This is a genomic window from Streptomyces albireticuli, from assembly GCF_002192455.1.
Classification (GTDB): domain Bacteria; phylum Actinomycetota; class Actinomycetes; order Streptomycetales; family Streptomycetaceae; genus Streptomyces; species Streptomyces albireticuli_B.
In genome coordinates this window covers 5,310,023-5,330,027 of the sequence record NZ_CP021744.1, presented here as the reverse complement: position 1 = coordinate 5,330,027, position 20,005 = coordinate 5,310,023, and the positions used below count along the sequence as shown (strand labels likewise).

Genomic DNA, 20,005 nt, shown 5'->3' with positions numbered 1-20,005 from the left:
CCACAACCACCACGAGCCAACCCTCGCCGGTCCGATCAACCGACGAGCGTCACCCGATCACCCGCCCCACTGGTCGTAACCCAGCTTGCAGACCAGCGACACCACGACCACCACCAGCACCCCTCGCACGAACCCGCTCCCCCGCTTCAGCGCCATCCGCGCGCCGAACGCGCCACCGGTGAGGTTGCACAGGGCCATGGGCGCGGCCAGCTGCCAGAGGACGGAGCCGTGCAGCGAGAACGTCACCAGCGCGCCCACGTTGGTGCAGACATTGACGATCTTGGCCGTCCCGGAGGCCGCGACCAGGTCCATGTGGAGGATCCCGGCGAGGGCGATGACCAGGAACGTGCCGGTGCCGGGGCCTATGAGGCCGTCGTAGAAGCCGATGCCCAGCCCCGCGACGAGGATCGCCGCCAGCACCCGGCGGCGGGTCACCGGCGCGGCGGGCTCCCCGGCCGTGCCGAAGGCCGGCCGCAGCAGGAGGAACGCGAGGACGGCGAGGAGCACCCCCATGATCAGCGGGCGCAGCACGGCGCTGTCGATGCCGGCCGCGAAGAAGGCGCCCGCCAGCGAGCCGCCGAGGGCGGCGAGGCCGATCCGGACGGCGGTGCGCAGGTCCAGCCGGGCGCCGCGGACGTAGGACACGGCCGCCGCGGACGTGCCGCAGATGGCCACGGCCTTGTTGGTGCCGAGGACATGGGCGGCGGGCACATGGGGCAGTGCCACCAGGAGTGCGGGCAGTTGGAGGAGGCCGCCGCCGCCGACCACGGCGTCGATCCATCCGGCGGCGGCCGCGGCGAGGCAGAGCAGGAGCAGCGTCGTCAGCGATATGTCGTGGACCACTGTGAGGATCGTACGGGGTCCGCCAACTGGGGTGTGACGGCCGGACGGTGGGGTGTGCGAGGGGCGGACGGGGTTTCGCCGGCCCCCGCGCGAGGGAAGGCCCGTCCGGACCGCGGCGGTCGAGCACCGGACCCCGGCGGAACAGCGCGTGCGCGGCGCGGTTCGCCTAGGCTGGGGCCGCAGGCTACTGACGCGTACGACCCGTACCGACGGCAGAGGAGCGCGGCGGACGTGAACGGCTGGACCGCGAACGACATCCCCGACCAGAGCGGCCGCACGGCCGTGGTGACCGGCGCCAACAGCGGCATCGGCTACGTCACGGCCCTGGAGCTCGCCCGGCACGGCGCGAAGGTGGTGCTGGCCTGCCGGGACGCCGCCCGGGGCAAGGCCGCCGAGGAGCGGGTGCGGGCGGCCGCGCCGGGCGCGGAGGTGGTGTTCGCCCCGCTGGACCTGGCGGACCTGTCCTCCGTACGGGACTTCGCCGCGGGCCTCCCCGGCGACCGGGTGGACCTGCTGGTCAACAACGCCGGCGTGATGGCGCTGCCGGAGCGCAAGACGGTCGACGGCTTCGAGATGCAGTTCGGCACCAACCACCTCGGGCACTTCGCGCTGACCGGGCTGCTGCTGCCGCGCCTGGACGAGGCCGGCCGCGGGGCCAGGATCGTCAACCTCTCCAGCGGGCTGCACGTCCTCGGCACGGTCGACCCGCGCGACCTCCACATGGAGCACCGCTACCGCCGGTGGATCGCCTACGGCCGCTCCAAGAGCGCGAACCTGCTCTTCACCCACGAGCTGGCGCGCCGGCTCGCCGCGGCGGGCTCGCCGGTCGTGGCCGCCGCCGCGCACCCCGGCTACGCGTCGACGAACCTCCAGACCGCGGGCGTCCGCATGGAGGAACGGGCCCTGGCGGAGCGGGCGGTGGAGCTCCTCAACCGCACGGTCGCGCAGAGCGCGGAGGAGGGGGCGCTGCCGGTCCTCCACGCGGCCACGGCCCCGGACGTCCGGCCGGACGACTTCTTCGGCCCCCGCCTGCTGATGTGGCGCGGGGCGCCGGCGCGGTCGTGGCGGGCGGCGTGGACGCGGGACGACCGCGCGAGCGCGGGCCTGTGGGCGGTGTCGGAGCGGATGACGGGCGTCGGCTACCTCTGACCGGGGCGACCGCGTTCCGGCCCGTCCGGGGCGGTAGCGGGGGGGGAAAAGCACGGGAAAGCCCCCTCCTTACTCCAGGCCCGCCCTCCCCAGCAGCTCCCGCGCGATGTCCCCGTCCACCTGCGACCCCACGGACGCCAGCACCGGCGCCCCCTCCCGCAGCAGCCCGCTCCGCCGGGCGCACCGCGCCCCCGCGTCCAACTGGTGCCACAGCAGCGGGTTCGCGATCAGCACCTGCGGGTCCAGCTCCACCCGGCCGCCGCCCACGTCGCACAGCACCAGCCGCGGGGTGATGCCCTCCGACCGCCGCACCCGGGTGAGCAGGTCGGTGCGGACGCGCCGCTCCCGCAGCAGGCCGCGGGTGGCCAGCCAGCCGTCGCCGGCGGTGACCCGCTGCGGCAGCAGGACGGCGAGGAAGAGCGCGCCGAGGCCGGTCCAGAAGCCGCCGCGCCAGCCGTCGAGGGTGCCCCGGGCCAGGTCGATGGAGACGAGCACGCCGGTGAGGCCCAGCCCGCACAGCCAGGCGGCCCGCGCCTCCGCACGCCACTCCCGGTTCCGGGCGAGCACCCGGCCGGCCGTGGGCGGCGCGCCGGGCCGTCCGTCCGCCGCGCGCCCATGTGTCCGTACCCGCAGGTGCTGTCGCCGTCCCATGGCCCGGACGCTAGGACCGCGACGGCGGCCACGCGCCGGATGTTGATGCCGATCTGACGCCACAGCGCCCAACTCTGACGCGGCTCTGACGCGGAGCACATCCTTCGGCGTCAAGAACGCGTGAAGATCCCGCCAAATCGCGCCAAGGCGCCGCAAAGGCCGGTCGTCCCGCCGCGCGGGCGGGCGCAACCTGAGCACCACGGGGCCGCTCGGGGCGCGCCCACCACCACGGAGGTACCACCTACATGTCCACGCTGGCCAAGACGGACGACCGGCCCGCCGGGACCGGCGAGGAGCCGCCCGATACCGGGGCCGGGCACACCGCCGACGACAGGCACCGGCTGACCGCCACCCAGGGCCTGGCCGCCCTGTCCCTGGACGCGATGGCGTCCGTGGCCTACGGGCCCGAGGCGGTCGTGCTGGTGCTGGCGGCGGCGGGCGCGCACGGCCTCGGTTTCACCCTTCCGGTCACGCTCGCCATCGCCGCGCTGCTGGCCGTGCTCGTCGCCTCGTACCGGCAGGTCATCGCGGCCTTCCCGGACGGCGGCGGCAGCTACGCGGTCGCCAAGCGGCACCTGGGCCGCCGCACCAGCCTGTTCACGGCCGCGTCGCTGGTGCTGGACTACGTGCTGAACGTGGCGGTGTCGGTGACGGCGGGCGTCGCCGCCCTCACCTCCGCGGTGCCGTCCCTCTACGACGACCGGCTGTGGCTCTGCCTGGGCGTGCTGGCCCTGGTCACGGCGGTGAACCTGCGCGGCATCGTGGACTCGGCCAAGGCGTTCATCGTGCCGACCGCCGTCTTCGTGGGCTCGATCCTGACCATGATCGTGGTGGGGCTGTTCCGGGACGCCCCGGTGAGCACCGAGGCCGCCGCGGGGCACGCGTCGGCGCTGTCCGGCGACGCCACGGCCGTCGGCGCGCTGCTCCTGCTGAAGGCGTTCGCGGCCGGCTGCTCCGCGCTGACCGGCGTCGAGGCGGTGGCCAACGCGGTGCCGTCCTTCCGCGCCCCGGCCCCCCGGCGGGCCCAGCGCACGGAGGTGGCGCTCGGCGCGCTGCTCGGTGTGATGCTCGTCGGCCTCTCGGTCCTCATCGGCCGCTTCCACCTCCAGCCCGTCGAGGGCGTCACCGTCCTGGCCCAGCTCGCGGACGCCTCGCTCGGCCACAACGCGGCCTTCTACCTCGTGCAGTTCGCGACCGTCGTGCTGCTGGCGCTGGCCGCCAACACCTCCTTCGGCGGGCTGCCCGTCCTGATGGGCCTGCTCGCCCGGGACAACTACCTGCCGCACGTCTTCGGCCTGAAGGCCGAGCGCCAGGTGCACCGGCACGGGGTGCTCGCCCTCGCCGCCGTCTCCGCGCTGCTGCTGGTGCTGTCCGGCGGCGACGTCAACACGCTGGTGCCGCTGTTCGCGATCGGGGTGTTCGTCGGCTTCACCATCTGCCAGGTGGGCATGGTCCGGCACTGGCTGCGGGAACGTTCCCCCGGCTGGCGGGGCAGGACGCTGCTCAACGGCTTCGGCGCGGTCCTCACGGGCGTCTCGGCCGTCGTCGTCACCGCGACGAAGTTCACCGAGGGCGCCTGGCTGATCGTCCTCGCCCTCCCGCTGCTGGTGGCCGCCTTCGAGGCCGTCCACCGCGCGTACGGGCGGATCGGCGAGCGGCTGGGCCTCGGCCGGGTGCCCGAGGCGCCGCGCCGCTGCCGTTCCGTGGTCGTCGTGCCCGTCTCGTCGCTGTCCCGGCTGACCAGCAAGGCGCTGACCTCCGCCGTGTCGCTGGGCGACGAGGTGGTGGCGGTGACCGTCGCACAGCCCGACGCCGAGGGCCGGCGGGCCACCGAGTCGCTGCGCCGGGACTGGGAGCTGTGGGACCCGGGCGTCGCGCTCGTCGAGCTGCCGGCCTCCACCCGGGCGCTCGGCCGGCCGATCGTCGCGTACGTGCGCGAGCTCGCGGACCGGCACCCGGACGACCGGGTCACCGTGCTGATCCCGGAGGTCGAACCCGCCCGTCTGTGGCAGCGGATGCTCCAGAACCAGCGTGGCGCGGTCGTCGCCCACGCGGTGCGCCGGGACACCGACGCGGTGATCTGCCGGCTGCGGTTCCGGATAGACGCCCGCGGCTGACGGCCGGCCGCCGTTCCCCGGACACCGGCCCGGGGAACGGCACACGGCGGTAAGCCCTCTGTCGTAATCCCCTCGCATCGTTGATCGTTGGTCCGTACGGTCCCGACGCGAGGGGAAGTGCCGACATGCCGATCAGCCGCAGACAGCTCATGGCCGGCGGGGCCGGCCTCGCCCTCACCGGCGCCCTCGGCTCCGCGTGCGGTTCCCACACCGGGCGCGGCGGCGGAGGTTCGAGCGGACCCCGCCTGTCGCAGTGGTACCACCAGTACGGGGAGGCGGGCACCCGGCAGGCGGTGATCCGGTACGCCGCCGCCTACAAGGAGGCGGACGTCAGGATCGAGTGGCGGCCGGGCAACTACGACCAGCAGACCGCGGCCGCCCTGCTGACCTCCTCCGGGCCGGACGTCTTCGAGGCAAGCGGTCCGACGCTGGACCAGATCCAGGGCGGCCAGGTCGTCGATCTCACCGACCTGGTCAAGGATGTCAAGGACGACTTCAGCCAGGTCGTCCTCGCCCCCAAGACCCACGACGGCCGCGTCTGGGGCATCCCGCAGCTCGTCGACACCCAGCTGCTCTACTACCGCAAGAGCATGCTCCGGGACGCCGGGGTACGGCCGCCCGGCAGCCTGGACGAGCTGATCGACGCCGCCCGGAAGCTCTCGACGGGCAAGGTCAAGGGCCTCTTCCTCGGCAACGACGGCGGCGCGAGCGCCCTGGACGGCACCCCCTTGTACGCCGCCGGGCTCGGCCTCGTCACCGACGGTGGCGAGGTGGGCTTCGACGACCCGGCCGCCGCCCGCACGCTGGGGAAGCTGCACCGGCTGTACGCCGACAAGTCGCTGCTGCTGGGCGCCCCGACCGACTGGGCCGACCCGGGCGCGTTCCTCCAGGGGCTCACCGCGATGCAGTGGTCCGGGCTGTGGGCGCTGCCCCGGATCCGGAAGGAGCTGGGCGACGACTTCGGGGTGCTGCCGTTCCCGCCGGACGGCCCGTCCGGACGGCCCGCCGTGCCGGTCGGGGCGTGGACCGCCGCCGTCAGCGCCCGCAGCGAGCACCGCGAGGCCGCCAAGGCGTTCGTGAAGTGGCTGTGGATCGACCGCACGGACCACCAGGAGGACTTCGCGCTCTCCTACGGCTTCCACGTCCCCGCCCGGAACTCGCTCGCCGCGAAGGCGGACCGGCTCAAGACGGGCCCGGCGGCGGAGGTGGTGCGGTTCACCAAGGAATACGGCGGTGCCGCGCAGCCCCTGCTGTGGACGCCCCCGAGCCGGACCGTCTACCAGGACGCCCTCAACCGCGTCATCAAGGGCGGCGCCGACCCCGAGGCCGAGCTGCGGGCGGTCGTCCGCAAGGCCGGGGCCGAGCTGCGCCGGGTGCGGAAGCGGGCATGAGCGCGCCCGGGAGCACCCGCCGGAGGCCACGCGGCCGGGAGCGGAACCGTGCCCTCTGGTTCTGGACTTTCGTCGGCCCGTTCGTAGCGGGGCTCGCCCTGTTCACGTACGTACCGCTGGCCTGGAGTGTGTACCTCAGCCTCTTCGACGCCCACAACACCGTCTCCCCCACCGACTTCGTCGGGCTCGACAACTACACCGCGATGCTGGGCGATCCGGCCTTCCGCTCCTCGCTGGTGACCTTCGCGGTCTTCACCGCCTTCATCGTGCCCGCCACCTACGCCCTCTCCCTCGGCCTGGCCCTGGCCGTGAACCGGCTGCGCTTCGCCCAGGCCTTCTTCCGCTCCGTCTTCTTCCTGCCGTCCGCCTGCTCCTACGTCGTCGCCGCGATGGTCTGGAAGCTGTCGGTCTTCAACGGCGTGCGCTTCGGACTGGCCAATACCGTCCTCGGCTGGTTCGGCGCCGAGCCGGTCGCCTGGCTGGCGTCGACGGATCCGCCCTGGTACTGGCTCGTCATCGTGACCGTGCGGCTGTGGCTCCAGGCGGGCTTCTACATGGTGCTGTTCCTGGCCGGGCTCCAGCGCGTGCCGGTGCGGCTGTACGAGGCGGCGGCGCTCGACGGCGCCCGGCCCGGCTGGCAGACGTTCCGGCACATCACCTTCCCCGCGCTGCGGGCCACCTCGGTCGCCGTGGTGCTCCTGCTGGTGGTGGGCGCCTTCCAGGCGTTCGACGAGTTCTACAACCTGCTGTCGGACAGCCGCGGCTACCCGCCCTACGCCCGGCCGCCGCTGGTCTACCTCTACTACACCGCGCTCGGGCAGGGGCAGGACCTGGGCCTGGGCAGCGCGGGCGCCGTGATCCTGGCACTGATCATCGCGGTGGTCACCGTCGTGCAGTCCCGTGTGTCGGGCCTCGGCCGCAAGGAGGAGTGAGGATGCCCGCGAAGACCGAGCGGACCGCCCCGGTGAGGACGGCCGACGACGCCCTCGTACGGGCGGGCCGGGCCCTGCGGCTGGTGCTCCTGATCGCCCTGGCCGCGCTGTTCCTGATCCCCTTCTACCTCCTCGTCCGCAACGGCCTCGCCTCCGAGGAGGAGATCACCTCCGCCGGCTGGACGTTCTTCCCGAGCCGTCCCCACTGGTCGAACGTGCGGGAGCTGTTCGCCGACCCGGACGTGCCCATGGCGCACGCGCTGCTGAACTCCTCGCTGATCGCGGTGGCCACGACCGCCGGCACCCTGCTGCTCGCCTCGCTCGCCGGGTACGGGCTGGCCCGGATCCCCTACCGGCACGCGAACGCCGTCTTCTACGCCGTCCTGGGCACCCTGATGGTCCCGGCGGCCGTCACCTTCGTGCCGTCCTTCGTGCTCGTCTCCTCGCTGGGCTGGGTGTCGACCCTGCGCGGGCTGATCGTGCCGACGCTGTTCAGCGCCTTCGCGTGCTTCGTCTTCCGGCAGTACTTCCTGGGCTTCCCGCGCGAGCTGGAGGACGCCGCCCAGGTCGACGGGCTCGGCTACTGGCGCACGTACTGGCGGGTGGTCGTGCCCAACTCCCGGCCGGTGTTCGCGGCGGTCGGCACCATCGTCTTCATCGGCGCCTGGAACTCCTTCCTGTGGCCGCTGGTCATCGGCCAGGGCCGGAGCTCGTGGACGGCGCAGGTCGCCCTGTCGACCTTCACCACCGCGCAGACGATCAACCTCCACGAGCTGTTCGTGGCGGCGACCGCCTCGATCATCCCGCTGCTCCTGGTGTTCCTGCTGCTCCAGCGCTACATCGTGGCGGGCGTCGAGCGCTCGGGGATCGACGACTGACCCACCGGCTGCACCCTGGGCCGGCCCTGCGGGCCGCGGTGCCCGCCGCGCAGCAGCGCCGCGCCCAGGGGCGTGAGGGTGTGCATCACGGCGCTGCCGTTGCGCAGGGTCAGCACCAGGCCGGCCTCCCGCAGCACCCCGGCGTGCTGGCTGGCGGAGGCGGCGGACACCCCGACCCGGCGGGCGAGCTCGCTGGTGGTGCAGCCGCCGCCGATCGAGCCGAGGACGGCCGAGCGGGTGTGGCCCACCAGCTTGCCCAGCGAGCGGGGCGCGGCGACCTCGGCGGGCGCGCACTCCGCCATGTGCCGGGCGGGGTAGACGAGCACGGGGGCCAGGTCGGGGTTGACGTAGGTGACGGGCGTGCGGCGGCAGAAGAAGGAGGGCACGAGGAGCAGGCCCCGGCCGTTGAGGTGGATGTCGCGGTCGACGGGGTAGTCGGCCTCCAGGACCGGTGCCCGCCAGCGCATCATCGGCGGCAGGGACGACAGCAGGGCGTCGGCGCCGCCGTCGAGGAGGGCCCGGCCGCGCACCGCGCGGTCCGCCTCTATCTGGGCCTGGATGTGGGACCAGTAGGGCGCGATGGCCGCCTCGTGGTACGCCTGGAGCGCGCCGGTCAGCTTGGCGAAGGCCCGCGGGTCGCCCTCCGCCATGGATCGTATCCAAGCCGGGAGCGTGCGGACGGTGGAGAGCCGGCCGAGCTCCTGGTGGACCCGCTCCGGGGGCGTCTCGCGCAGCGCCTGCATGCCCGAGTCGAGTCCGAGTACGCCTTCGGGCGGCGTGAGGAAGTCCGGAAAATAGCCGCGGGAGGGAACCAGCGGCGCGAGAAGCCGCGTTTCACCATTCAACCGAGCCCGGGTTTCCGACCGCCAATCGCCGAAGATCGACTCGCCTTGTTTGTCCCGGAGTCGGTGCAGGCTCAATACGGATTCCCAGAGTGCGTCCGGGTCTCCGGCCAGGCGCAACCGGGCCAGATCGAGTCCCGTGAAATGGACGCGCAGCACCAAACCCCCACATGAGACATCGCAACCACCCCCCGCTCACTGAGTATGCACACCGATACGAGCTGTTACCACGCCCTTTTGGCCACAGTTGAAAGGACTCGCGCGGAACATGTCGGAAGCGAAATGCTATTCACGCACTCAGGGCCGCCTCCGCTCGTTCCCGTGGGGGGTGGCGGGCGAAAAAGCGGCCGCTGAGTATGCGAGTTGCCGCCCGAGCCGATGCGGGCGGCAACAACTCCCGGTGGGGGAGTAAAGAGGGGCGGCGCTCCCGCACGGGCGCCGCCCCTCCGCCGTGTCGCCGTCCGGCGGGGGCCCGGTGTCCCGTGGCCCGCCACGGATTACGCGGCGGTTACCGCCCGACACGCCGCCCTTGCTCGGCCGCGGGCCGGTGGGGACCGATCGCGGTCCCCCGGACTCTTCCCCGGCCGCGGGCCGGCGGGGGCGATGCACGGCTCCCCCGGGGTCCTTCCTGGTCGCGGTCCCCCGGGTCCTTCCTCGACCGCGGGCCGGTGGGGGCTGGTCGCGGTCCCCACGGTCCTTCCTCGACCGCGGGCCGGTGGGAGCTGGTCGCGCAGTTCCCCGCGCCCCTGACGGGGCCGATGCCCGGCCCTCACGTGCGGCCCGCCCTACGGGCCCCTGACCACGCGGGTCCTCGCGAGCCGGACGGGTCGGCTCCGCGCCTCTGACAGAGCGCGGCACGCGGCCCTCATGTGCCGGACGGGTCGGAGACCACCCGCGGGTGGTCTCCGACCCGCAGCACATCCAGCCCGTCCGGCGTTTGAGGACGCGACCGCAGGGAGCTCCCGCCGCAGGCGGCAGACGGCCCGCAGGCAGCAGGCAACCCGCAGTCAGCAGACTGCCCGCGCGGCAGGCAACCCGCAGACAGCCCGCGCGGCAGACGGCCCGCAGGCCGCCCGCCGGCCCGGATCAGCGGCTGTCACTACCTCCACCCAGCGCGGCAGCGCGCCCCGCCTCCAGGCGTGCGACCGGGATGCGGAACGGCGAGCAGGAGACGTAGTCCAGGCCCACCTCGTGGAAGAAGTGCACCGACTCCGGGTCGCCGCCGTGCTCGCCGCAGACGCCGAGCTTGAGGTCGGGGCGCGTGGCCCGGCCTGCCTGGACGGCCGAGCGGACGAGCGAGCCCACGCCGTCCCGGTCGATGGTCTCGAACGGGCTGACGCCGAAGATGCCCTTCTCCAGGTACGCCGTGAAGAAGCTCGCCTCGACGTCGTCGCGGGAGAAGCCCCACACGGTCTGGGTGAGGTCGTTCGTGCCGAAGGAGAAGAACTGCGCGGCCTCGGCGATCTGGCCCGCCGTCAGCGCGGCGCGCGGCAGCTCGATCATCGTGCCGATGGTCAGCTTGAGGCTGGTGCCGGTGGCGGCCTCGACCTCGGCGATGACCTGGTCGGCCTCCTCGCGGACGATCTCCAGCTCCTGGACCGTGCCCACCAGCGGGATCATGATCTCGGCGCGCGGGTCGCCCTTGGCGTTCTTGCGCTCGGCCGCGGCCTCGGCGATCGCCCGCACCTGCATGGCGAACAGACCGGGGATGACCAGGCCGAGGCGGACGCCGCGCAGGCCCAGCATCGGGTTCTGCTCGTGCAGCTTGTGCACGGCCTGGAGGAGACGCAGGTCGTTCTCGTTGGCGTCCTCGCGGGCCTCGGCGAGCGCGACCCGGACGGACAGCTCGGTGATGTCCGGGAGGAACTCGTGCAGCGGCGGGTCGAGCAGCCGCACGGTGACCGGCAGACCGTCCATGGCCTCGAAGAGCTCGACGAAGTCGGCCTTCTGGAGCGGCAGCAGGGCTCCGAGGGCCTCGTCGCGCTCGGCGTCGGTGTCGGCGAGGATGAGCCGCTCGACCATCTCGCGCCGCTCGCCGAGGAACATGTGCTCGGTGCGGCAGAGGCCGATGCCCTGGGCGCCGAAGCGGCGGGCCCGGGAGGCGTCCTCGGCGTTGTCGGCGTTGGCCCGCACCCGCAGCCGGCGCATCCGGTCGGCGTAGGCCATCACGCGGTGCACGGCCTGGACGAGCTCGTCGGCGTCGTCGGCGCCCGCGTGCATCCGGCCCTCGAAGTACTCGACGACCGGGGAGGGTACGACCGGTACCTCGCCGAGGTACACCTTGCCGGTGGAGCCGTCGATGGAGACGACGTCACCCTCCTCGATGACCACACCGCCGGGGGCGGTCATCCGGCGGCGCTTGGTGTCGACCTCCAGCTCCTCCGCGCCGCAGACACAGGTCTTGCCCATGCCGCGGGCGACGACGGCCGCGTGCGAGGTCTTGCCGCCGCGCGAGGTCAGGATGCCCTCGGCGGCGATCATTCCGTTGAGGTCGTCCGGGTTGGTCTCGCGGCGGATCAGGATGACCTTCTCGCCCGAGCGCGACCACTTCACGGCGGTGTAGGAGTCGAAGACGGCCTTGCCGACCGCGGCGCCCGGCGAGGCGGCGATGCCGCGCCCGAGCAGCTCGGTCTTGGCCTTCTCGTCGAAGCGCGGGAACATCAGCTGCGCGAGCTGGGCGCCCGTGACGCGCTGGAGCGCCTCGGCCTCGTCGATCAGGCCCTGGTCGACCAGCTGGGTGGCGATGCGGAAGGCCGCGCCGGCGGTGCGCTTGCCGATGCGGGTCTGGAGCATCCAGAGCTTGCCGCGCTCGATGGTGAACTCGATGTCGCACAGGTCGCGGTAGTGCGTCTCCAGCGTCTCCATGATCGAGATCAGCTGGTCGTACGAGGCCTTGTCGATCCGCTCCAGGTCGGCGAGCGGCACGGTGTTGCGGATGCCCGCGACGACGTCCTCGCCCTGGGCGTTCTGGAGGTAGTCGCCGTAGACGCCCTGGTGGCCGCTGGCGGGGTCGCGGGTGAAGGCGACGCCGGTGCCGGAGTCCGGGCCGAGGTTGCCGAAGACCATGGAACAGATGTTGACGGCGGTGCCGAGGTCGCCCGGGATGCGCTCCTGGCGGCGGTAGAGCTTGGCGCGCTCGCCGTTCCAGGAGTCGAAGACGGCCCTTATGGCGAGGTCCATCTGCTCGCGGGGCTCCTGCGGGAAGTCCCGGCCGGTCTCCTTGGCGACGATGCCCTTGAACTCCGCCACGAGACCGCGCAGGTCGGCGGCGTCGAGGTCGACGTCGGTGGTGACGCCCTTGGCCCGCTTGGCCTCCTCCAGCGCGTCCTCGAAGAGCTCGCCGTCGACGCCCAGCACGGTCTTGCCGAACATCTGGATGAGCCGCCGGTAGGAGTCCCACGCGAAGCGCTCGTCGCCGGCCTGGGCGGCGAGGCCGGTGACGGACTCGTCGGAGAGGCCGATGTTCAGGACCGTGTCCATCATGCCGGGCATGGAGAACTTGGCGCCGGAGCGGACGGAGACCAGCAGCGGGTCGTCGGCCTGGCCGAGCTTCTTGCCCATCCGCGCCTCAAGGGCGTCGAGGTGGGCCGTGACCTCGTCACGGAGTGCCGTGGGCTCGCTGCCGCTGGCGAGGTAGACCTTGCAGGCCTCGGTGGTGATCGTGAAGCCGGGGGGCACCGGGAGACCGAGGTTGGTCATCTCGGCGAGGTTGGCCCCCTTCCCACCGAGAAGGTCCTTGAGGTCCTTGTTGCCCTCGGTGAAGTCGTAGACGAACTTCTGGCGATCTGTGGTCTCCGGCACGGGACTCGACTCCTCACTGGGGTCCCCCCGTACTCAGGTGGGGGAGGGCGTGCTCAAACGGGCTGACGGCGGGGAGCGTACCCAGATCGAAGGATTCTGAGGAGGTCCACTCCACGGTCATAGGGCTGTAACCACCCGTCTGCCGTCAGATCGAAAGTCACGCTCCGGCAAAGGCGCCTTCAGCCCGTTCTTCGACATCTGAAGCCAGGATGACAAAGAGCACCCACGCAAGCACGCACCGTCGACAAAAACGACCATCTGTCATCAGGTGTCGCCAAGAAATGAAAGCAAGAAGGGTGGCACGCAGTGCCACCCTTCTGAAGATGCAGGCCGTCTTCAGCTGCTCATTTGAGCGCACCCCTGATCAGGGGTGGCGAGAATCACGCGCTCTCAGCCGCCCGAAGTGTCAAGTTCGGCGTCCGCGCTCACGGCCACACAGGCGTACGGATCGTCCAGCCAGCCCTCCGGGAGAACCACCCGGTCACGGCCGGACGTGCGGCCACGCGGGCCGTCCGCGCCGGCGGGCCACGGCTGGTCCAGATCGAGCTCGCTCAGAAGAGCGTCCAGTTCGTCCAGGGATGAGGCGATCGCGAGCTTCTTCCGCATGTCCGAGCCGACCGAGAAGCCCTTGGTGTACCAGGCGACGTGCTTGCGGAAGTCGATGACACCGCGCTCCTCGCTCTCCAGCCACTCCCCCAGCAGCCGTGCGTGGCGCACCATCACGGCGGCGACCTCGCGGAACGTGGGCGCCGTGGGCGCGCCGCCGTGCTCGAAGGCGGCCACCAGGTCGCCGAAGAGCCAGGGCCGGCCCAGGCAGCCGCGGCCGACGACCACGCCGTCGCAGCCGGTCTCGCGCACCATCCGCACGGCGTCCTCCGCCGACCAGATGTCGCCGTTCCCGAGCACCGGTATCTCCGGCACGGACTCCTTCAGCCGGGCGATGGAGTCCCAGTCGGCCGTGCCGCCGTAGTGCTGGGCGGCCGTCCGGCCGTGCAGCGCGATGGCCGTGACGCCCTCCTCGACGGCGATCCGGCCGGCCTCCAGGTAGGTCATGTGGTCGTCGTCGATGCCCTTGCGCATCTTCATGGTGACCGGCAGGGCGCCGGCGTTGCCGACCGCCTCGCGCAGGATCGCGCGCATGAGGTTGCGCTTGTAGGGCATCGCGGCGCCGCCGCCCTTGCGGGTGACCTTGGGCACGGGGCAGCCGAAGTTCAGGTCGATGTGGTCGGCCAGGTCCTCGTCCACGATCATGCGGACGGCCCGGCCGACGGTCTCCGGGTCCACGCCGTAGAGCTGGATCGAGCGCGGCTTCTCCGAGGCGTCGAAGTGGATCAGCCGCATCGTCTTGGCGTCCCGCTCGACGAGCGCCCGGGTGGTGATCATCTCGCTGACGAAGATGCCCTTGCCGCCCGAGAACTCCCTGCACAGGGTGCGGAACGGCGCGTTGGTGATGCCCGCCATGGGGGCCAGCACCACCGGCGGCCACAGGGTGTGCGGGCCGATGGAGAGCGGCGCGAACGGCGAGCCGGCGTCATTGGTCATGCCTCCCATTGTCCCGTACCGCTCCGGCTCCTTCGGCTGTAGGCTCAAATTAATTGGACTCGTACAACTAATTCTGGTGGTGCCGCATGACGGATCCCTCCGTACCGCTCGAACCGCCCGCCGGGCGGCTCTCCCGCCGCCGGCGCCTGCTGGTGCTGGGCATCTGCTGCACCAGCCTGCTGATCGTCAGCCTCGACAACACGATCCTCAACGTCGCCCTGCCGTCCATGCAGCGGGAGCTGCACACCTCGGTCTCCGGCCTCCAGTGGACCATCGACGCCTACACGCTCGTCCTCGCCTCGCTGCTGATGCTGGCCGGCTCGACCGCCGACCGGATAGGCCGCAGACGCGTGTTCCAGGCCGGGCTGGTGCTGTTCACGCTCGGCTCGCTGCTGTGCAGCCTGGCGCCGGGCCTGGGGTGGCTGGTCGTCTTCCGGATGGTCCAGGCCGTGGGCGGCTCGATGCTCAACCCCGTCGCCATGTCGATCATCACCAACACCTTCACGGACCCCCGGGAGCGGGCCCGCGCGATCGGGGTGTGGGGCGGTGTCGTCGGCATCAGCATGGCCGCCGGGCCGGTCGTGGGCGGCGTGCTCGTGGAGTCCGTCGGCTGGCGCTCCATCTTCTGGATCAACCTGCCGCTGGGCCTGGCGGCGCTGGTGATGACCGCCCGCTACGTCCCCGAGTCACGCGCCCCCAGGCCGCGCCGGGCGGACCCGGTCGGCCAGCTGCTGGTGATCGCGCTGCTCGGCTCGGTGACGTACGGGATCATCGAGGGCGCCGAGGCGGGGTGGACCTCGGCGCCGATCCTGGGCTGCTTCGCCGTCACCGCCGGCTCGCTCGCCGGGCTGCTGGTCTACGAGCGGCGGCGCGCGGAGCCCCTGATCGAGCTCGGCTTCTTCCGCAGCGCCCCGTTCAGCGGCGCCACGGTCATCGCGGTCAGCGCCTTCGCGGCGCTCGGCGGGTTCCTGTTCCTCAACACCCTCTATCTCCAGAACGAGCGCGGCCTCTCGGCGCTCGACGCCGGCCTGTACATGCTGCCGATGGCCGCCATGTGCATGGTCTGCGCGCCGGTCTCCGGCCGGCTGGTGGGCTCCCGCGGCCCCGGCTGTCGCTGCTGCTCGCCGGAGCGGCCATGACCGCCAGCGGGGTGATGTTCGCGGGCTTCGACGCGCGCTCCTCCGACCTCACGATGATCACCGCCTATGTGCTCTTCGGTATCGGCTTCGGCCTGGTCAACGCGCCGATAACGAACACGGCGGTCTCCGGCATGCCGCGCTCCCGGGCCGGGGTGGCCGCGGCGGTGGCGTCGACCAGCCGGCAGGTCGGCAGCTCGCTCGGGGTCGCCGTGATCGGCGCGGCGGTCGCCGCCGGCCTCCAGCTCACCGGCTGGTGGATCATCACGGGGTGCGGCGCGGCCGTCCTGCTGCTCGGTACCCTCACCACCGGCCGCTGGGCCGCCGGCACGGCCGAGCGGACGGCGGCCCGCCTCGACCCCGAACGGACCAGGATCCCGGTGACGACACCATGACCACGCACCCGCACCCGCACCCGCACTCGCCCCCGCCCCAGCGGTCCGCGGCCGCCGAGCGCGCCTGGGGCAACCTCCGGCAGATCGTCCTCGGCGGCAACGAACGCCGCAAGGAGGTCGTCGAGGCGCTCGGCATGAGCTTCTTCCGCGTCAAGGCGCTCCGCAGGATCGCCCGCGGCCCCGTCACCCTCCGCGAACTCGCGGACCAGCTGGTGACGGACCGCCCGTACACGACGCTCGTCGTGGCCGACCTCGCGGAGCGGGGCCTGGTCGAGCGCACGGCGAACCCGGCGGACCGGCGCTCGAAGATCGTCTCGGTGACGGCGGCGGGCAGGGCGGCGGCGGAGCGGGCGGAACGGATACTGGGGGCACCGCCGTCGGCGCTGCTGGCGCTGCCGGAGGAGGACCTGGCGGCGCTGGACCGCATCGCGGCGCGCCTGGTGGACCCGGGGCCGGAGCGGCCCTGACCTTCCGGCGGAGGGGCACCCCCGGCGGCGGCCCGCCTACCGCAGCTCCTCCAGCCGCACCCGCGTCTCCTCGTCCGCCGGCGTGAAGGTCACCAGCCGCGCCCCCAGCTGCGGTCCCAGCCACAGGCTCGTGTGGTTGAGCCGCAGCAGCCCGGCCCGGGGGTGCTGGAACACCCGGATGGGCCGCGCCGTCGGCGGCGCCACCTCATGGCGGGCCCAGAGCGCCCGGAACTCCGGCGAGGCGTCGAGGAGCCGCTTGAGCAGGCAGTTCCACGCCGGGTCCGCGATGTGCTCGGCCATGGACGCCCGGAACTTCGCGGCCATCGTCTGGATCACCTCCGCCCGGTCCACGAACGTGCCGCTGATCCGGGCGTTGGTGAAGGCGAGCCACATGCAGTTGTGCTCCTCGACCGGCAGGGAGTCGAGGTCGCACATCAGCCGGCCGTACGCGCGGTTGTAGGCGCGGATGTCGTAGCGGGCGTTCTGGACGCAGGCGGGGAAGGGCTCCAGGCGCTCCAGCATCATCCGGAGCTCCGCCGAGACGCCCAGGCAGGACGTGTCCGGCATCGGGTCGGCCGTCTCCGCGAGGGCGAAGAGGTGGCTGCGCTCGCTGCGGTCGAGCATCAGGGCACGGGCGATGGAGTCCAGGACCTGCGCCGAGACCTTGATGTCGCGCGCCTGCTCCAGCCACGTGTACCAGGTGACGCCGACGGCGGCGAGGTGGGCGACCTCCTCGCGGCGCAGCCCAGGGGTGCGGCGGCGGGGGCCGCGCGGCAGCCCGGCCTGCTCCGGGGTGACCCGCTCGCGGCGGCTGCGCAGGAAGGCGGCGAGCTCACCGCGGCGCGCGTCGTCGGCGCCGGGCGCGGTCCGCGGGGCGCGGTCGTCGGGCGGGCCGAGGGCGGGCCCGGGCGCGGGGAGGATCCGGGTCTCCTGCAACATCGTGGTCATGCCTCCAGCGTGCGGGGCGCGCGGTCCCGGTTCCAGGTAGTGCTTGTACCAGGATAAAGAGGCTCTGGTACCAGGCTGGGACCCCGGGCATCGTCCCTTTCGTGAGCGATACCCGGACAACCCCCCATGCCCCCGCGGCGGCCCGCGCCGCCGCCCCCGTACAGCGATCCGCCCCGAACCCGGCATCCGGCCTGAGCACGCTCGGCCTGATCACCGTGCTGACCGGCGCGGCGCTGCCGATGCTGGACTTCTTCATCGTCAACGTCGCGCTGCCCACCATCGACCACGACCTGAACGCGGGCCCGGCCATGCTGGAGATGGTCGTCGGCGGCTACGGCGTCGCGTACGCCGTGCTGCTCGTCCTCGGCGGGCGGCTGGGCGACATGGTGGGGCGCAAGCGGCTGTTCCTGTGGGGCACCGCGGCGTTCGGTGTGACGTCCGTGGCCTGTGGTCTGGCGCCGGACGCGTGGTCGCTGGTGGTGGCCCGGATCGCGCAGGGCGCCGCGTCGGCCCTGATGCTGCCTCAGGTGCTGGCGACGATCCAGGCGACGACCAGCGGCGCGCGCCGCACCAAGGCGCTGAGCCTGTACAGCTGCACGGCGGGGGTCGCGGCCTCGGTCGGCCAGGTGCTCGGCGGGGTGCTGGTCTCGGTGGACGTGCTGGGCACCGGCTGGCGCTCCATCTTCCTGGTGAACGCCCCGGTGGCCGTGGTGGCGCTGGTGCTGGCGGTACGGACGATCCCGGAGACGCGCTCGGAGCGGCCGACGGGCGTGGACGTGCGCGGGACCGTGCTGCTGTCGGTGGCGCTGGTCTCGCTGCTGGTGCCGCTGACGGAGGGCCGGGCGACGGGCTGGCCGGTGTGGTCGTGGGCGCTGCTGGCCGTGTTCCCGGTGTCGGCGGTCGCCTTCGCGGTGGTGGAGCGGCGCGAGGAGGCCGCCGGGCGGACGCCGCTGATACCGCCGTCGCTGCTGCGGATCCACTCGGTGCGCAGCGGCCTGACGCTGATCGTGCCGTTCTCCGTCGGCTGGGGCGGCTACATGTTCGTCGTCGCGGTGGCGCTCCAGGAGGGGCTGCGGCTGGGCCCGATGGCGGCGGGGCTGGCCCTGCTGCCGCTCTGCCTGACCTTCCTGGCCGGCTCGCTGGCCGGGCCGCGGCTCGCGGCGCGGTACGGGCGCGGCGTGGTGACCGCGGGGTCGCTGCTCCAGGGGGCCGGACTGGTGGGCCTGGCGGCGACCTTCTACTGGGGCTGGGACGGGCTGGGCGCCGTGGGCCCGGCACCGGCGCTGGCCGTGCAGGGGCTGGGCCAGGGGCTGCTGTTCCCGGTGGCAATCCGGGCGGTGCTGAGCGAGGTGCCGGTGGGGCAGGCGGGTGTGGGCGGCGGGGTGCTGACCACGACGCAGCAGGCGTTCATGGCGCTGGGCGTGGCCACGCTCGGTTCGCTCTTCCTGTCGCTCTCGGGGTCGATGGGGATGCGGGACGCGGTGGTGGTGACGCTCGGGGTGCAGCTGGTGGCGGTGGCGCTCACGGTGCTGCTGAGCCTGCGGCTGCCGCGAAAACTGGCCTGAAATCGCCGCCGGGCACCGGCCCGGTGCCCGGCGGCACCTCCTTCACGCACACACACGGAGACACGGGGAGACACGGGGAGACACACGGAGGCCCACACAGGGACATGGATGGAATGACAGATATTGAAATCTGTCATTCCATGTGTCACTCTTCCTGTGTACGCGTTCCGCCGTACGCACTTCCGCAGCCCCGTGAAGGAGTCCCCCGTGCTGCACCGCACCCTCGGCACCACCGGCCCCCAGGTTTCCGCTCTCGGTCTCGGCGCGATGGGCATGTCCGCCCTCTACGGCGAGGCCGACCGCGCCGAGTCGATCGCCACGATCCACGCCGCCCTCGACGCCGGCGTCACCCTGATCGACACCGGCGACTTCTACGGCATGGGCCACAACGAGCTGCTCATCAACGAAGCGCTGCGCACCGCGCCGGCGGGCGCCCGCGAGAAGGCCCTCACCAGCGTCAAGTTCGGCGCGCTGCGCACCGTCGAGGGCGGCTTCACCGGCGTCGACGGCAGCCCGAACGCCGTGAAGAACTTCGCCGCGTACTCCCTCCAGCGCCTCGGCACCGACCACATCGACGTCTACCGCCTCGCGCGGCTCGACCCGAACGTCCCGATCGAGGAGACCGTCGGCGCGATCGCCGAGCTGGTCGAGGCCGGTCACGTCCGGCACATCGGCCTCTCCGAGGTCAACGCCGAGACGATCCGGCGGGCCGCCGCCGTGGCCCCGATCGCCGACCTCCAGATCGAGTACTCCCTGATCTCGCGCGGCATCGAGAAGGAGATCCTGCCCACCGTCCGTGAGCTGGGCATCGGCGTCACCGCGTACGGCGTCCTCTCGCGCGGTCTGATCAGCGGCCACTTCACCCGGGACCGGCAGCTCGCCGCGAACGACTTCCGCGGCATGAGCCCGCGCTTCCAGGGCGAGAACCTCCAGCGCAACCTCGACCTGGTCGACGCGCTCCGCGAGGTCGCCGGGGCGAAGGGCGCGAGCGTCGCCCAGACCGCCATCGCCTGGGTCCTGGCCCAGGGCGAGGACATCGTCCCGCTGGTGGGCGCCCGCCGCCGCGACCGCCTCGCCGAGGCACTCGGCGCCCTGGACGTCCGGCTCGACGCCACGGACCTCGCCGCCATCGAACAGGCGATCCCCGCCGACGCGGCAGCAGGCGACCGCTACCCGACCGACCAGATGGCCCACCTCGACAGCGAGCGGTAAGAGATACGGGCAGGCGCTCCCAGGCGGTTGTGGGCAGGCGTTCCCAGGCGGTTGTGGGCAGGCGTTCCGCAAGGGCGGAACGGGTGGGCACAACCCGACCACCGGCCCGCACCCGGCAACGAGGCGGTCAGCCCAC

The 20,005-nt window shown here is 72.8% G+C and carries 14 protein-coding genes and 1 pseudogene; 9 read left to right on the top strand and 6 right to left on the bottom strand.

Annotated features, from left to right (window positions below; genetic code table 11):
- Positions 1-57: 57 nt before the first annotated feature.
- Complete coding sequence (locus SMD11_RS22980) at positions 58-843, bottom strand: sulfite exporter TauE/SafE family protein (RefSeq protein WP_087928230.1); 786 nt, start codon at positions 841-843, stop codon at positions 58-60.
- Between the two features lie 231 nt (positions 844-1,074).
- Between SMD11_RS22980 and SMD11_RS22975 the strand changes: the two genes are divergently transcribed.
- Positions 1,075-1,992, top strand: coding sequence for an oxidoreductase (locus SMD11_RS22975; protein WP_087928229.1), 918 nt, complete (start codon positions 1,075-1,077; stop codon positions 1,990-1,992).
- A 69-nt stretch (positions 1,993-2,061) separates the two neighbouring features.
- Here the strand turns inward: SMD11_RS22975 and SMD11_RS22970 are convergent, their stop codons facing one another.
- Complete coding sequence (locus SMD11_RS22970) at positions 2,062-2,643, bottom strand: hypothetical protein (protein WP_234366139.1); 582 nt, start codon at positions 2,641-2,643, stop codon at positions 2,062-2,064.
- A 245-nt stretch (positions 2,644-2,888) separates the two neighbouring features.
- On the opposite strand from SMD11_RS22970, the gene SMD11_RS22965 reads away from it, so the two are divergent.
- The 4 genes from SMD11_RS22965 (at position 2,889) to SMD11_RS22950 (ending at position 7,961) form a co-directional block, all read left to right on the top strand.
- Positions 2,889-4,760, top strand: coding sequence for an APC family permease (locus tag SMD11_RS22965; RefSeq protein ID WP_107421973.1), 1,872 nt, complete (start codon positions 2,889-2,891; stop codon positions 4,758-4,760).
- Between the two features lie 125 nt (positions 4,761-4,885).
- Positions 4,886-6,151: an ABC transporter substrate-binding protein gene (locus tag SMD11_RS22960; RefSeq protein WP_087928228.1), complete on the top strand. Its 1,266-nt coding sequence runs from the start codon at positions 4,886-4,888 to the stop codon at positions 6,149-6,151.
- On the top strand, positions 6,148-7,083 hold the full coding sequence (locus SMD11_RS22955; RefSeq protein ID WP_087928227.1) for a carbohydrate ABC transporter permease: 936 nt from the start codon (positions 6,148-6,150) through the stop codon (positions 7,081-7,083). Before SMD11_RS22960 ends, SMD11_RS22955 begins: the two co-directional genes overlap by 4 nt.
- Positions 7,084-7,085: 2 nt before the next feature.
- Entirely contained in the window at positions 7,086-7,961 is an 876-nt protein-coding gene (locus SMD11_RS22950) for a carbohydrate ABC transporter permease (protein WP_087928226.1), read from the top strand.
- Here the strand turns inward: SMD11_RS22950 and SMD11_RS22945 are convergent.
- From SMD11_RS22945 to dusB, 3 genes are all read right to left on the bottom strand, one after another.
- Positions 7,919-8,962: an ArsR/SmtB family transcription factor gene (locus SMD11_RS22945; RefSeq protein ID WP_087930683.1), complete on the bottom strand. Its 1,044-nt coding sequence runs from the start codon at positions 8,960-8,962 to the stop codon at positions 7,919-7,921. The two genes, SMD11_RS22950 and SMD11_RS22945, sit on opposite strands and share 43 nt — an antisense overlap.
- 927 nt (positions 8,963-9,889) lie before the next feature.
- Entirely contained in the window at positions 9,890-12,604 is a 2,715-nt protein-coding gene (gene ppdK, locus SMD11_RS22940; protein WP_087928225.1) for a pyruvate, phosphate dikinase, read from the bottom strand.
- A gap of 390 nt (positions 12,605-12,994) precedes the next feature.
- Positions 12,995-14,146 carry a tRNA dihydrouridine synthase DusB gene (gene dusB, locus SMD11_RS22935; RefSeq protein WP_087928224.1) on the bottom strand — a complete coding sequence of 384 codons (1,152 nt, stop codon included), beginning with the start codon at positions 14,144-14,146 and terminating at the stop codon, positions 12,995-12,997.
- A gap of 86 nt (positions 14,147-14,232) precedes the next feature.
- On the opposite strand from dusB, the pseudogene SMD11_RS22930 reads away from it, so the two are divergent.
- Positions 14,233-15,677 (top strand): annotated as a pseudogene (locus tag SMD11_RS22930) (MFS transporter).
- Complete coding sequence (locus SMD11_RS36855) at positions 15,674-16,144, top strand: MarR family winged helix-turn-helix transcriptional regulator (RefSeq protein WP_087928223.1); 471 nt, start codon at positions 15,674-15,676, stop codon at positions 16,142-16,144. The pseudogene SMD11_RS22930 and the gene SMD11_RS36855 overlap by 4 nt, the downstream one beginning before the upstream one ends.
- 36 nt (positions 16,145-16,180) lie before the next feature.
- On the opposite strand, the gene SMD11_RS22920 is transcribed toward SMD11_RS36855, so the two are convergent.
- The gene (locus SMD11_RS22920; protein ID WP_418952468.1) at positions 16,181-17,092 is read right to left on the bottom strand and encodes a helix-turn-helix transcriptional regulator; all 912 of its coding nucleotides are present in this window, start codon (positions 17,090-17,092) and stop codon (positions 16,181-16,183) included.
- A gap of 101 nt (positions 17,093-17,193) precedes the next feature.
- Here SMD11_RS22920 and SMD11_RS22915 point away from each other — a divergent pair, with 101 nt between their 5' ends.
- Together SMD11_RS22915 and SMD11_RS22910 are read left to right on the top strand one after the other, a co-directional pair.
- Complete coding sequence (locus SMD11_RS22915; protein ID WP_234366138.1) at positions 17,194-18,657, top strand: MFS transporter; 1,464 nt, start codon at positions 17,194-17,196, stop codon at positions 18,655-18,657.
- Positions 18,658-18,864: 207 nt separating this feature from the next.
- On the top strand, positions 18,865-19,869 hold the full coding sequence (locus SMD11_RS22910; protein WP_087930681.1) for an aldo/keto reductase: 1,005 nt from the start codon (positions 18,865-18,867) through the stop codon (positions 19,867-19,869).
- Positions 19,870-20,005 lie beyond the last annotated feature (136 nt).

Bases quoted from the DNA above. Each gene is read 5' to 3' on its own strand.
- SMD11_RS22970 (WP_234366139.1), bottom strand. From the start codon at position 2,643: ATGGGACGGCGACAGCACCTGCGGGTACGGACACATGGGCGCGCGGCG.
- SMD11_RS22965 (WP_107421973.1), top strand. From the start codon at position 2,889: ATGTCCACGCTGGCCAAGACGGACGACCGGCCCGCCGGGACCGGCGAG.
- SMD11_RS22960 (WP_087928228.1), top strand. From the start codon at position 4,886: ATGCCGATCAGCCGCAGACAGCTCATGGCCGGCGGGGCCGGCCTCGCC.
- SMD11_RS22955 (WP_087928227.1), top strand. From the start codon at position 6,148: ATGAGCGCGCCCGGGAGCACCCGCCGGAGGCCACGCGGCCGGGAGCGG.
- SMD11_RS22950 (WP_087928226.1), top strand. From the start codon at position 7,086: ATGCCCGCGAAGACCGAGCGGACCGCCCCGGTGAGGACGGCCGACGAC.
- dusB (WP_087928224.1), bottom strand. From the start codon at position 14,146: ATGACCAATGACGCCGGCTCGCCGTTCGCGCCGCTCTCCATCGGCCCG.
- SMD11_RS36855 (WP_087928223.1), top strand. From the start codon at position 15,674: ATGACCACGCACCCGCACCCGCACCCGCACTCGCCCCCGCCCCAGCGG.
- SMD11_RS22920 (WP_418952468.1), bottom strand. From the start codon at position 17,092: ATGACCACGATGTTGCAGGAGACCCGGATCCTCCCCGCGCCCGGGCCC.